Below are 12,747 nucleotides of genomic sequence, written 5' to 3'. Positions count from 1 at the left end.
ACGACATGACAGGGCCCAAACGGCGCAGCGCGCACTGGTTCGCCGCCGAGGGGCGTTCCGGCATGCTGTACCGGTCCTGGATGCGTAACCAGGGGTTCGGGCCGGAGGTCTTCGACGGCCGTCCCGTCATCGGCATCGCGAGCACCTGGTCGGAGCTCGCGCCGTGCAACTCGCATCTGGACCGGGTGGCGGACGCGGTCAAGCGCGGCGTCTGGCAGGCCGGCGGGTTCCCGCTGGTGTTCCCCGTCCCGGCCACCGGCGAGACGCTGATGCGCCCGACGGCGATGTTGTACCGCAACATGCTCGCCATGGCGGCCGAGGAACTCATCCGGGCCAACCCGCTGGACGGCGTGGTCCTGCTGTCCGGTTGCGACAAGACCACGCCGGGGCTGCTCATGGGCGCGGCCAGCGTCGACCTCCCGGCCGTGATGGTGACCGGCGGGCCGATGCTCAACGGCAAGTTCCAGGGCCGCGACGTCGGTTCGGGCACCCACGTGTGGAAGTTCGAGGCCGAGATCAAGGCCGGACGGATGACCGTGGAGGAGGGCTACGCCGCCGAGGGCTGCATGGCACGTTCGAACGGGCACTGCATGACGATGGGCACCGCCTCGACGATGGCCTGCATGGCCGAGGCGCTCGGCATGCAGCTTCCCGGGTCGGCGACCTGGCCCGCCGTCGACATGCGCCGCATGGAGGTCGCGCAGGAGGCCGGGAAGCGGATCGTGGACATGGTCGAGCAGGACCTGCGCCCGAGCGCGATCCTCACCCGGGAGGCGTTCGAGAACGCGATCAGGACCAACGCCGCCATCGGCGGATCCACCAACGCGATCATCCACCTGACCGCGCTGGCGGGACGGCTCGGCGTCGACCTGCACCTCGACGACTTCGACGCCCTTGTGCGGGACGTGCCGACCATCGTCGACCTCATGCCGTCCGGCCGGTTCCTGATGGAGGACTTCTGCTACGCGGGCGGCCTGCCGGTCGTCATGCGCCAGCTCGACGAGGCGGGCCTGCTCCACTCCGGAGCCGTCACGGTCACCGGCCGCGCCGTCGGGGAGAACGTCGCGGACGCGGAATGCTGGAACACCGAGGTGATCCGCCCGATGGCCGAGCCGCTGCTGCCGTCCGGTACCGGCACCGCGATCCTGCGCGGCAACCTCTGCCCGAACGGCGCCGTCATCAAGCAGTCGGCCGCGTCGCCGTCCCTGATGCACCACGAGGGCAGGGCGCTGGTGTTCGACTCGCCCGAGGCCTACCACGCGGTGTGCGACGACGAGGATCTCGACGTCACCCCGGACGACGTGCTGGTCATCCGGGGCGCCGGGCCGAAGGGGTACCCGGGCATGCCCGAGGTGGCCAACGTGCCGCTGCCCGCGAAGCTGCTGCGCGAGGGCGTCGGCGACATGGTGCGCATCAGCGACGGGCGGATGAGCGGCACCGGATTCGGTACGGTCGTGCTGCACGTCTCGCCCGAGGCGGCCGTCGGCGGCCCGCTGGCGCTGGTCCGCACCGGCGACCGCATCGAGCTCGACGTGCCGGCCAGGCGGTTGACGTTGCACGTGGACGACGAGGAGCTCGACCGGCGGCGCGCCGAGTGGAGCCCGCCCGCCACGGACGAGGCGGGCGGATACCGGTGGCTGTACCGCGAGCACGTCCTGCAGGCCGAAGAAGGTGTGGACTTCGGGTTCCTGCGGGGCAGCCGCGGAAGCGAGGTTCCGCGCGAGTCGCACTGACGCCCGCGGACGGCGCCGAGTCGAATTCCACCGCTGACACATCGGTATTCAGCACTGAGGAGTGACCGTGAACATCGTCAGATACCGCATGCGAGATTCCGCGGAGCCGCGGGTGGGCCTGTACGACGACGACGACGGCGTCGCCGAGCTCGCGGGCGTGCGGTCACTCGCCGGACTCTGGGCGTCGCCGCTCGCCGAGCTGCGGGAGCGGCTGGCCGGCGGCTCACTCGGAGACCGGGTACCCCTCGGGGAGGTCGATCTTCTCGCGCCGATCGACGGCACGACCGAGGTGTGGGCGGCGGGCGTCACGTACGAGACGTCGCGTGAGGCGAGAGTCGAGGAGAGCGAGCGCGCCGCGACCGTCTACGAGCTGGTCTACGACGCCGAGCGGCCGGAGCTGTTCTTCAAGTCGGTCCCCTGGCGGGTCGTCGGCCCGGACGGCAGCCTGGGAGTCCGCGCCGACTCGGTGGTGGACGTGCCGGAGCCCGAGCTGGCGCTGGTGGTGAACCGCTTCGGGGAGATCGTCGGCTACACGGTGTGCAACGACATGTCCTCACGCAGCATCGAAGGGGAGAACCCCCTCTACCTGCCCCAGGCCAAGATCTATTTCGGCGCCTGCGGCCTCGGCCCCTGGATCAGGCCGGTCTGGGAGATCGAGGACCCGTACGACCTGAAGATCGAGATGACGATCGACAGGGAGGGCAGGCGGGAGTGGAGCGGCGAGGCGAGCACCGCGAGGTTGCATCGGCGCCTCGACGAGCTGGTGTCGTACCTGATGCGCGGTGACGTCCACCCGGACGGGGTCATCCTGTCGACCGGCACGTGCCTCGTGCCGCCGGCGCCGTTCACGCTCGCGGACGGCGACACGGTCGAGATCGGCATCGGGGGCGTCGGAGTGTTGCGCAACACGGTCGTGCGGGGGGCCGCGCCCGGCGAGAGGTCGTTCGAAGGGGATCGGTCATGACCGAGGACATCCGCGGTTTCGCCGGCGTTGATCCGAGGACGGGGCGTGACGTCGAGCGGATCGGCGCCGAGACGTCACCCGCCGATCTCGACGACCTCTGCGCGCGAGCGGCCGTGGCCGCGCGGGAGCTCGCCGGGCTGGCGCGCGCGGGACGCGCCCGGCTGCTCCGATCGATGGCGCGCTCGCTTGAGGAACGCCGGGCCGACCTGGTCGCCGTGGCCGACCGTGAGACCGCCCTGGGCGAGCAGCGGCTCAACGGCGAGCTGACCAGGACGTGCTACCAGCTCGAGGTGTTCGCCGAGGTGGCGGAGGACGGCGCCTATCTTGAGGCGACCATCGACCACGCGGGGGAGACCCCGATGGGACCACGCCCGGACCTGCGCCGGATGCTGGTCCCGCTCGGACCTGTCGCGGTGTTCGGGGCGAGCAACTTCCCGTTCGCCTTCTCCGTACCCGGCGGCGACACCGCCTCGGCCCTGAGCGCGGGCTGCCCGGTCATCGCCAAGGTGCACGAGGCGCACCCGGCGACGTCGGTGCTCAGCCACGAGGCGCTCGTCGCGGGCGCCAGGGCGGCCGGGGTCACCCCGGATGTGATCAACCTGGTCTGGGGACGAGAGGCGGGCGTCGGCCTGGTCGGGCATCCGGCCGTCCAGGCCGTCGGGTTCACCGGCTCCCTCGGCGCCGGGCGCACGCTGTTCGACGTCGCGTCGTCCCGGCCGTCGCCGATCCCCTTCTACGGCGAGCTGGGCGCGCTCAACACGCTCGTCGTGTGCCCCGAGGCCGCCGCGTCGCGCGGCGAAGAGATCGCCGCGGGGCTCGCGGCCTCCTTCACGCTCGGTGTCGGGCAGTTCTGCACGAAGCCGGGCATGGCACTGCTTCCCACCGGCGCGCACGGCGAGGCGATCCGCCGCTCGCTGGCGGAGCACGTCGGCGCCCTGCCCACCGGCTTCATGCTCAGCGAGCGGACGGCCGACGCCTACCGCCGCGGCGTGGAGACCCTGCGCGGCATGGACGGCGTCCGGACGCTCGCCGGCGGCAAGGAGACCGGCGAGGGCGGCGGCTGGACCGGCACGCCGCTGTTGCTGCACGCGGACGCCGGCGCCGTGACGGGCGCGCTGCTCGAAGAGTGCTTCGGGCCGGTCCTGGTGACCGTCGAGTACACCTCCGAGGAGCATCTCCTCCGGCTCCTCGAGACCTTCGGCCCGGCTCTCACCGGGACGGTCCACGCGGACGCGGCGGACGGAGACCTGTCGGCCCGGCTTCTCGCGCAGCTGTCCGGCACGGTCGGCCGTGTCGTGTGGAACGGCTTCCCGACCGGTGTGGCGGTGGCGTGGGGCATGCACCACGGCGGGCCGTACCCGGCGACCACCAGCGCGCTGCACACCAGCGTCGGCACCACGGCGATCCGCCGCTGGCTGCGCCCGATCAGCCTGCAGAACGTTCCGCAGGACCTGCTGCCGGACGAGCTTCGCGACGCCCCGGCCGCCTCCACGGGGCTCGTCCGCAGGGTCGACGGCGTCCTCTCCCACAGCGAATAACGCGCGTCCCACAGCGAATAACGCGCGGCGAGGGCGGCCCGGGATCTCCCGGGCCGCCCTCGCCGTTCCGTGGTGTGATCCGTCCGCTGTCTTGTGGGTGTGATCCGCCGGCGCCATCCGTGGCCGGCGCCGCGGACCGCTGTCAGTCCTCGGCTGAGCCAGAGGCGACGGTCGCCTCCATGACCCGGTCGAAACCGACATGGCGCCGCGGCCCGGTCATGGAGACGGAGATGGTCTCCCTGATGTCCGCGCTCGACGCGCCGACCCGCAACTCGACCGCGCCCGGGTCGACCTGCCGCCGTCCGGACGCTCCGGTGTAGGAGGTCTGGTCGGCGTGCAGCGTGATCGTGACCTCGCGCGTCTCACCCGATTCCAGATCGACCCGGTGGGCCGTCAGCAGCGACTGCACCGGGCGGGCGACCTCGGCGACCGGGTCGTGAAGGTAGACCTGCACGACGTCCGACACCGGGCCGGCCGCGCCGTTGTGGAGCGTCACCCGCACATCGAAGGTGCCGTCGGTCGGCCACGTCGCCTCCGCGCCGGCGACGACGTCCTTCCACGTGATCGGGGTGTACGACAGTCCATGGCCGAACGGGAACAGCGGAGTGGGGTCCACCGAGCTCACCTCGCTGCGCCGGCTCAGCGGCGCGGCCAGGTAGGTGGAGGGCTGGTTGCCGCCGTCGCCGGGGAAGCTCACCGGGAGCCGTCCCGCCGGATCGGCCCGGCCGGACAGCACGTCGGCCAGAGCCCGCGCGCCCTCCTCACCGGGGAAGAACCCGCACACGACGGCCGCCAGGCGGTCGGCCTGCCGGGCCAGCTCGTACGGCCGGCCGACCAGAAGCACCAGGACGACGGGGACGCCGGTGGCCAGCACGGCCTCCAGCAGTTCCTCCTGCCGCCCGGGCAGGCGCAGGCTCGCGGCGTCGCAGCCCTCTCCGGAGGTGCCGCGCCCGAACAGGCCCGCCTGGTCGCCGAGCACGGCCACGCAGACGTCGGCGTCCGCCGCCGCGGCGACGGCCGCGGCGATGCCCTCGTCGTCGCCGCCGAGGACGGGCACACCCTGCTCGTAGCGCACGTCGTAGCCGGCGGGGTCGGCGCGCAGCGCCTCGACCAGGGTCGGCACCTCGATGCCCATGGGCACGTCGGGGTGGTGCACGCCGACGTGCATCGGGAACGAGTAGCAGCCCATCATGGCCTGCGGGGTGTCGGCCCGGGGCCCGACCACGGCCAGGCGCAGGCCCGCCGCCAGCGGCAGCGAGCCGGTGTTGCGGAGCAGGACGACGGAACGGCGGGCCAGCTCGCCCGCGAGGGCACGCTGGGACTCGCCGTCCAGCACGCCGTCGTCCGTCTCCTCCAGGACGGCGGGCTCGGGCGTCCACTCCTCGTCGAGCAGGCCCAGCCGGACCTTCTGCAGGAGCACGCGACGCAGCGCGCGGTCGATGAGGGCGACGTCGACCTCGCCGCGGTCGATCGCCTCGATCAGCGGCGGGCCGTAGGCGTTGACCGTGGGCAGTTCCACGTCGATTCCCGCCGTCAGCGCCAGCCTGGCCGCGTCGCCGGGGGACTCGGCCACGTTGTGGAGGGTCTGGAGGAAGGCGACGGAGAAGTAGTCGGCCACGACGGTGCCGGTGAAACCGTAGGTGTCGCGAAGCAGATCGGTGAGCAGAGTGGGGTCGGCCGCGACCGGAACGCCGTCGATGTCGGTGTAGGAGTTCATCACCGAGTCGGCCCCGGCCCGCAGCGCCATCTCGAACGGAGGCAGCAGCACGTCGGCGATCTCACGGTGGCCCACCGACACGGGGGCCAGGTTCCGGCCCGCCTTGGAGGCCGAGTAGCCCACAAAATGCTTCAGGGTGGCGATCACACCCGCGGACTGCACCCCGCGGACGTACGCGCTGCCGATCGTGCCGACGAGGACGGGGTCCTCGCCGATGGTCTCCTCGACGCGACCCCATCGCAGGTCGCGGGCGACGTCCACGACGGGGGCGAGGCCCTGGTGGATCCCGAGACGCCGCATGGTGGCGCCGATCTGCGCCCCCATCCGCTCGACCAGGTCCGGGTCGAAGCTGGCGCCCCAGCACAACGGTGACGGGTAGACGGTGGCCTTCCAGGCGGCGAGGCCGGTCAGGCACTCCTCGTGCACCAGCGCGGGAACGCCCCACCGTCCCGCCGCGGTGATCGAACGCTGGGCGCCCGCGAGCGTGGTCGCCCCGGTCAGGACGTCGACGGGCTTGGTGCCGAACGGCCGGGTCAGCTGACCGATGCCGCTTCGGACGAGCTCGTCCCACCCGACCGGCAGCGACGTGAACTCGTGCTGGTGCGGGGCCATCTCACCGTCGCCGTCGTCGATGCCCACCCAGACGCCGTAGAGCTGCGCGACCTTCTCGGCCAGGCTCATCCTGGCCATCAGGGCCTCGACGCGGTCCTCGTCGGGGACGCCGACGTCCCTCCACGCCTCCGCCGGAGTGTCAGTGCTCATAGCCACGGTCTTCTTCTCCGTCTGTCGTTGGAATCGCTTGTACGGCCGTCGCCGGCATCAGTCCAGCCACCCCTCGGACGACGGCGTGTGCCGGTCGAGCTCGTCCCACAGTTCGGGGGCGATCGGGGTGGTGGCGAGATCGAGGGTGGTCCTGATCCGCGCGGGTTCCGAGACGCCGACGATGGTCGACGTCACCCGGGGGTCGCGCAGCGAGAACTGCAGCGCGGCGGCGGCCAGGGGCACGTTGTGGGCGGCGCACACCCGCTGCATCGACCGGACCGCTTCCCTGACGGACTCGTCGGTGTCCCGGTAGGCGTAGCGAGGCTGGGCGTCCGGGCCCTTGACCAGCATGCCCCCGCCGTACGGCGCGCCGTTGACGAAGGCGACCCCCCGCGCGACGGCCTCGTCGAGCAGCGGGCCTGCGTCACGGTTCACCAGGGTCCAGCGGTTGTGGTTGATCACCGCCTCGAACACGCCGGTCCGGATGAACCGCCGCATCAGCTCCACGGGGCCGCCGGCGATGCCGAGGTGGCCGACGACGCCGGCGTCGCGGAGCGCGACCAGCGCCTCGACCGGTCCGCCCGGGGCCATCGCCTCTTCGAAGGTGACGTGGTACTCCGGGTCGTGCAGGTACATCATCGGCACGTGGTCGACGCCGAGCCGTTCGAGGCTCTCCTCCACCGAGCGGCGCACGCGCTCGCCGGAGAAGTCGCCGCTGTCCGGATCGGCGTCGGCCTTGGTGGCCAGGACGAACCCGTCGGGGATCCCGCCGCGGCGGCGCAGCACGGCGCCGATGCGCAGCTCGGCGCTGCCGCCGCCGTAGTTGTTCGACGTGTCGAGGAAGTTGAACGGGCCGTCGAGCACGGCCTCGACCGTCGCCTCCGCCCTGTCCTGGTCGACCGCGTAGCCGTACAGCGCGGGCATGCTCGACAAGGGGCTGGTCCCGATGCAGACGGGGGTCACCGTGAGCCCGGTGCGGCCGAACGCGCGGCGCTCCGCCGGGTCGGGCGACGCGTCGCGCGTGGGGTCATCGGTCATGTCAGATCACGAATTCGTTCGTGCGGCGGCCACGGCATCCGGGCTCGGCCCGGAAGATCATGCCTGCCGTGGGCTGACGCCGCAGGTCGTCGGGGGACAGTTCCTCGGTGGAGGTGCTGATGATGAGCCGGTCCAGGTCGGGCCCGGCGAAGCAGCACGACGTCACCTGTGACACCGGCAGGCCGACGGTGCGCTCGACCAGGCCGTCCGGGCCGAAGCGGCAGACGCGCGATCCTCCCCAGAAGGCCACCCACACGGCGCCCTCGGCGTCGACCGTGAGCCCGTCGGGCATCCCGGGGATGGCGGAGGTGTCCGCGAACACGCGCCGGTTGGACAGGGCACCCGTCGTCACGTCGTAGTCGAACACGTCGACGCGGTGGAGGGGGCTGTCCACGAAGTAGCACAGGGTGGTGTCGGGCGACCAGTCCACCCCGTTTCCGATCGTGACGCCGGTGAGCACGGTGTGCAGGGATCGATCGGCGTCGAGGCGGTACAGGCGGCCCGCGCCCGGTTCGAGGTCGTACGCCATGCTGCCGGCGAAGTAACGTCCGGCGGGATCGACGCCCGCGTCGTTCATGCGGATCTCCGGCCGGCCCGCCAGCGGGGCGGCGAGCCGTTCGGTCAGCCCGTCGCGCGTGGCCAGGGCCACGCCGTCGCCGTCCGCGACGACGAGAGTCCCGGGCTCGGTCGTGGGATGCACGGCCGTGACCGGCGCCGGCAGGTCGAACCAGCCGGCGTCGGCGCCGTCGGCGGTGTCCATGCCGGCGTCGAAAACCCGCCCGCGGGGGATGTCGACGAACCGTAACCGGCCCGCGGCGTCGTCCCACACGACGCCCTCGCAGTGGACGCCGGACACGTCCAGCCAGGGTTCCGCCGCCAGGGCGCCCTCGGTGCCCGGCATCACGGCGTCAGCGCCGCCGTGGCGGCCCGGTGCCCCTCGACCAGCCGGCCCAGGATCGCGTCCGTCTCGGCGTCGGGGCGGGTCTCCCCGGTGTGGGCGGCGCGCCATTCGTGCAGCCGCCGGGCCCCGGCCGACCACGTGATCGTCGGCTGGAACGCCGGGACGAACCGCTTGATCTTGGTGTTGTCGAACACCGCGCTGTGCATCAGGTCGCCGATGATGAGGTCCGACCAGAACCAGTCGGGGGCGGCGACGCGGATGAGCTCCGAGGGCAGGTGCAGGAGCCGGGCCGGCGTCCCCTCGGTGCGCCCGATGATCCCGTAGATCTCGTCCCACGTCAGCGCCTCGTTGGAGGTGATGTGGAAGTCCTCCCCGATGGCCTGCCAGTTGCCGATCAGGCCGACGAGCCCCACCGCGAAGTCCTGCGCGTGCGTCAGGGTCCACAGGCTGGTGCCGTCACCGGGCACGACCAGCTCGTCGCCGCGGGCGATCCGGTCCCACGCGGTCCAGTCGCCGGGCAGCGGCGGGTGGGCGTCGTCGTAGGTGTGCGAAGGACGCACGATCGTGACGGGGAAGTCGCGCTCCTCGTAGGCCCGGTGCAGGACGTCCTCGGCGGCGATCTTCTCCCGGGCGTAGTCCAGGTAGGGGTTGTGCCGGGTGGTCGACTCGACGATCGGCACCCGCCGTACCGGCTTGTGGTAGATCGAGGCGCTGCTGATGTGGATGTACTGGCCCGTGCGGCCTTCCAGCAGTTCGGCGGCGGCAGCGGCGTCCTCGGCGCCGAAGCTGAGGAAGTTGACCACGCTGTCGAACGTCGTGCCGTCGAGGGCCCGGCGCACCGACTCCGGGTCCTGGACGTCGGCTTCGATCGTCGTGACCCCGGCGGGGAGAGGCCGGCGGCCGGCGGTGCGGCCACGGTTCAGGACGTGGACGTCCTGGCCCTGACGCACCGACTCGGCGACGCCGGCCGAGCTGATCGTGCCGGTGCCGCCGATGTAGAGAACCTTCACTGCAGGACTCCGGATCTTGGATGGATCGTGGTTTCGTGGGGTGGGCGGGATGCGATCAGCTGCGTGACTTGCCGGCGTACCAGTCCTCGAAGCCGTTCTCCACGACGCTGATCAGCAGGTCCTCCGGCCGGACGCCGATCTCCTCCAGCCGTTTGGCGATCTGGTCGAACATCGCGTACTTGGTGGTCACGTCGTACATGTGCACCATCAGGATCTGGATGCTGACCAGCTGCCGCCGGTCCACGCCGTTGTAGCCCGGATCGAAGACGATCTCTCCGGGCGCGTGCGTGCGGAAGATCTGGAACTTGTCGGTCGGGTCCATCCCCAGGCCGTCCACCAGAGCCTGGTGGACGCCGTCACTGATCTGCGGGCCCAGCCGTTCGGCAAGGGAACGGTCGAGGTCGATCTGTACGAGAGGCAACGGTGTTCCTTTCAGCGCCGGGCGTCGACCGGTGTCCGGCACCACGGCGGGATGTGCGCGAAAAGAGGAACAGAAAACTTTCGGAAAGTCTATGAAACTTAATGTCTGCAGCGACAACGTAGAACGGAGCGTCGGGGAACGTCAAGGGTCAGGCATGGACGAAAGGCCGGCATAGTGACATCTTTGCCTGTCAGGGGGCTGCGGCGCTGATCACCCCCGCTCCGCGGCTCCGGCTGTGCGCGGGCGTGTCCGGGGCCGGGGGAACGCCCTCGGTCGCCGAAGAGGCGAAGCGTTCTGCCTGGTGAACGGCATGATCGGTGCACCGGATCGTCGCCGTTCGCCCGTGGCCGCGGCCCGTGACCACGCCGGAGGGGAACTCCCGCGGCCGAGGCCGGCCGGAGCCGAGTGCCGTGGACAACTTTCTATAAACTTTCGCACCGTCCGGTCTGCGAGGGCCTCTCGAGCCGGGACGACGCCATCTGAGAGTGGGACTGACCTGTGAAAATCGCGGTTACGGGCGCGAGTGGCAAGACCGGGCGCGCCGTGGTCGAGGACCTGCTCGCGCACGGGCACGAGGTACGCGCCGTCGACGTCGCCGGGGCGCCGGGGGACCGGGGCGAACTGGCCGACCTGGGGGCGCCGCTGCTGCGCGCCGACCTGACGGACTTCGGCGACACGGTGGACGCGCTGACCTCGGTCGACGCCGTGGTCCACCTCGCGGCGATCCCCGCGCCCGGCTTCTTCACCGACGCCCGCACGTTCACCGCGAACACCGCCATGAACAGCAACGTCTTCCTGGCGGCGGCCAAGCTCGGGGTCGGCAGGGTGGTGTGGACGTCGAGCGAGACCACCCTGGGCTTTCCGTTCGGACCGCGGACCCCGCCGCGTTACCTGCCGGTGGACGAGGAGCACTACCCGCACCCGACCTCGGCCTACGCCCTGTCCAAGGTGGTCGGGGAGACGCTGGCCGAGCACATCTCCGCCTGGTCGGGGATCCCGATCGTCGGCCTCCGGCTGTCGAACGTCCATGACGCGGCCGACTACCCCAAGATTCCCGGTTTCTGGGACGACCCGCTGACCCGGGTGTTCAATCTGTGGGGCTACGTCGACGTCCGCGACGTCGCGCAGGCCTGCCGTCTCGCCCTGCTGGCGGAGGTGACGGGCGCGCCCGCGTATGTGATCGCCGCCGGGGACACGCTGATGGACCGGCCTTCGGCCGACCTCGCCGCGGAGGTCTTCCCCGGGGTGCCGGTCCGCCGTCCGCTCACGCCGTACGAGAGCCTGCTCAGCAGTGACAAGGCCCGTGACGAGCTGGGATACCGCCCGCGGGAGTCGTGGCGTGACGTGCTCGGCCTCCCGCGGGCATGAGCCGCGGCGGCCGCGGTGTCAGCGGCGGCCGCGCGGGATCCGGGCCGGAGTCTGGTACGGCGCGGTGCTGTTCCTGACCACCAGGCTGGTCGACAGTTCGAGACGTAAAGGCTGCTCACCGGGGGAGTGCGTCGTCTCGAGCACGTTGCGGATGGCCAGCACGGCCATCTGCGCGAGCGGCTGCCTGATGGTGGTCAGCCGAGGCCACAACCACTCGCACACCTCGGTGTCGTCGAACCCGACGACGCTGAGGTCCTCGGGGATGCGCAGGCCCCTGGCGCGGGCCACGTCGTACACGCCCGCCGCCTGCTGGTCGGAGCCGGCGAAGATCGCCGTGGGCGGTTCGGGCAGGTCGAACAGCTCGGCGGCGGCCCGCCTGCCGCTCTCGGCGTAGAAGTCGCCCGGCCGCACCAGACTTTCGTCGAGCGGCAGCCCCGCACGCCCGAGAGCGGCGCGGTAGCCGTCCAGGCGCTCAAGGCTGCACCGGACGTCCTCGGGCCCCGTGATCATGCCGATCCGGCGATGGCCCAGCTCGGTGAGATGTTCCGTGGCGGCGAACCCGCCCGCCCAGTTGGTGGCGCCGATGGTCGGGACGTCGCGGTCGTATCCGCCGACCTGGTCGATGACGACGAAGGGGGTGTCGATCGGGCGCAGTTTCTCCGCGGACACCTGCCGGGTGTTGGTGACCACGAGGACCACGCCGTCGGTCGGCCGGGAGGCCAGCGTCTTGAGCCACTCGCGCGGCTGGGCCTTCCGATCGTGGGTCACGGTCAGGATGAGGCTCGTGCCCAGCCGGTAGGCCTCCTGCTCCGCACCTCTCAGCAGCTCACAGGCCCAGGCCGTGTCCAGCTCGGTGATCACGAAGTCGACCACGCCGACCTTGCCCGCCTCGGACCTGGTCCGGCGCTGGTAGCCCGTCGAGATCAGGGCGTCCTGAACCCGGCGGCGGGTCTCGGGGCCGACGGTTTCCCGGCCGTTGAGCACCTTGCTCACCGTCGGGGCGGAGACGCCCGCCGCCTGCGCGACCATCAGGATGGTCACCCGGTCGGCGTCGGCACTCCGGGGAGCTCCCGCCACCCGCTTCTGCGTCCTCGTCCGCTGCTCGGTCGCCACGACACCTCTTCACGCGCTGAGCCAGTGTTGTCGAAAGTTTCTATAACGGTAGCACCGCCGGTAGCGGCTCGCGGGGCTCCGCAGCAGGTAGGCTGATCGCGATATAAAGACCGAATTGTCGCAATTAGGGCCGTAATCTGGCTCGCCGACACGCGGCGGGCACCGCCCCGCGCGGCGTCCTG

General features: G+C 71.6%; 10 protein-coding genes. 4 read left to right on the top strand and 6 right to left on the bottom strand.

Translation table 11 applies throughout. The features are described from left to right. Nucleotides 1–5: 5 nt before the first annotated feature. From CHC08_RS01855 to CHC08_RS01845, 3 genes are all read left to right on the top strand, one after another. Nucleotides 6–1,733: an IlvD/Edd family dehydratase gene (locus CHC08_RS01855; RefSeq protein ID WP_089205413.1), complete on the top strand. Its 1,728-nt coding sequence runs from the start codon at nucleotides 6–8 to the stop codon at nucleotides 1,731–1,733. 67 nt (nucleotides 1,734–1,800) lie between these two features. Next, nucleotides 1,801–2,697: a fumarylacetoacetate hydrolase family protein gene (locus CHC08_RS01850; protein ID WP_245878068.1), complete on the top strand. Its 897-nt coding sequence runs from the start codon at nucleotides 1,801–1,803 to the stop codon at nucleotides 2,695–2,697. After that, on the top strand, nucleotides 2,694–4,235 hold the full coding sequence (locus tag CHC08_RS01845) for an aldehyde dehydrogenase (NADP(+)) (RefSeq protein WP_089205338.1): 1,542 nt from the start codon (nucleotides 2,694–2,696) through the stop codon (nucleotides 4,233–4,235). Before CHC08_RS01850 ends, CHC08_RS01845 begins: the two co-directional genes overlap by 4 nt. A 142-nt stretch (nucleotides 4,236–4,377) precedes the next feature. On the opposite strand, the gene CHC08_RS01840 is transcribed toward CHC08_RS01845, so the two are convergent. The 5 genes from CHC08_RS01840 to CHC08_RS01820 are packed head-to-tail and all read right to left on the bottom strand — an operon-like array spanning nucleotide 4,378 to nucleotide 10,084. Beyond that, entirely contained in the window at nucleotides 4,378–6,714 is a 2,337-nt protein-coding gene (locus CHC08_RS01840; protein WP_089205337.1) for a beta-xylosidase/alpha-l-arabinosidase, read from the bottom strand. A gap of 57 nt (nucleotides 6,715–6,771) precedes the next feature. Further along, nucleotides 6,772–7,752: an aldo/keto reductase gene (locus CHC08_RS01835; protein WP_089205336.1), complete on the bottom strand. Its 981-nt coding sequence runs from the start codon at nucleotides 7,750–7,752 to the stop codon at nucleotides 6,772–6,774. Between the two features lies 1 nt (nucleotide 7,753). Further along, nucleotides 7,754–8,653: an SMP-30/gluconolactonase/LRE family protein gene (locus CHC08_RS01830; RefSeq protein ID WP_089205335.1), complete on the bottom strand. Its 900-nt coding sequence runs from the start codon at nucleotides 8,651–8,653 to the stop codon at nucleotides 7,754–7,756. After that, complete coding sequence (locus tag CHC08_RS01825; RefSeq protein ID WP_089205334.1) at nucleotides 8,653–9,663, bottom strand: NAD-dependent epimerase/dehydratase family protein; 1,011 nt, start codon at nucleotides 9,661–9,663, stop codon at nucleotides 8,653–8,655. Before CHC08_RS01825 ends, CHC08_RS01830 begins: the two co-directional genes overlap by 1 nt. A 55-nt stretch (nucleotides 9,664–9,718) precedes the next feature. Beyond that, the gene (locus tag CHC08_RS01820; RefSeq protein ID WP_089205333.1) at nucleotides 9,719–10,084 is read right to left on the bottom strand and encodes a tautomerase family protein; all 366 of its coding nucleotides are present in this window, start codon (nucleotides 10,082–10,084) and stop codon (nucleotides 9,719–9,721) included. Between the two features lie 498 nt (nucleotides 10,085–10,582). On the opposite strand from CHC08_RS01820, the gene CHC08_RS01815 reads away from it, so the two are divergent. After that, the gene (locus tag CHC08_RS01815) at nucleotides 10,583–11,452 is read left to right on the top strand and encodes an NAD-dependent epimerase/dehydratase family protein (protein ID WP_218825066.1); all 870 of its coding nucleotides are present in this window, start codon (nucleotides 10,583–10,585) and stop codon (nucleotides 11,450–11,452) included. 18 nt (nucleotides 11,453–11,470) lie between these two features. Here the strand turns inward: CHC08_RS01815 and CHC08_RS01810 are convergent, their stop codons facing one another. Continuing rightward, a complete protein-coding gene (locus tag CHC08_RS01810) occupies nucleotides 11,471–12,565 on the bottom strand; it encodes a LacI family DNA-binding transcriptional regulator (RefSeq protein WP_245878067.1) in 1,095 nt (364 codons plus the stop codon). Nucleotides 12,566–12,747 lie beyond the last annotated feature (182 nt).

This window comes from Streptosporangium subroseum (assembly GCF_900188345.1).
GTDB classification, from domain to species: domain Bacteria; phylum Actinomycetota; class Actinomycetes; order Streptosporangiales; family Streptosporangiaceae; genus Streptosporangium; species Streptosporangium subroseum.
Note: the sequence above shows the minus strand (reverse complement) of the source record. Positions and strands in the feature narration are given on the sequence as shown.